The organism is Vibrio sp. Y176 (genome assembly GCF_033438945.1).
Window position 1 is genome coordinate 1 of sequence record NZ_JAWOQS010001175.1, and the last position, 520, is coordinate 520.

General features: G+C 39.4%; 1 protein-coding gene. It reads right to left on the reverse strand.

Annotated elements, in window-relative coordinates:
* Nucleotides 1-128: 128 nt before the first annotated feature.
* The coding region (locus tag R7O13_RS30825; protein WP_318305713.1) for a hypothetical protein at nt 129-520 on the reverse strand (392 nt) is incomplete at its 5' end.

Here is a 520-nt window from a genome sequence, read left to right on the forward strand (position 1 = left end):
TAACGCCTTGTTAAGGGGTGAACAACGCAATACCGAAGCTGCTGCATACCGCCTTAAACACTAAAACCAACGCACAGTGAAAATGCCACGCGTTGTGAATCCCTCTTGAACAACTTGTTATGTAAATTCTAATAGGCTGCCGAATCCTTTTCGAAGTACTTACTGACAGACCATAATGTATAGATATACATCATCCTTACTAGAAGTAAGATTATTACGCCTACACACCCTGAAATTAACAAAACATCCAGTTTGTCCACACTTGACTCGCCAGTAACATTTCGGATGATTGCGAAGCAAAACAGGAATATTGCGAGAATGTATTTCCAAAGTCTTTTTAGTAGCGAAATCCGGTCAGATTTACCTGAAGAACTACTTGTCGATTCATTCAAGCCAGTTTCTGGTTTACTCTTTTTAAAGATGCTTACGACGGTGGCACAAATACCAAACCAAGAAGCAGCAATAACAGATATACTTTCCAAATCCTGAAGTGTCATTTTTTCTCCATTTACATAACGCC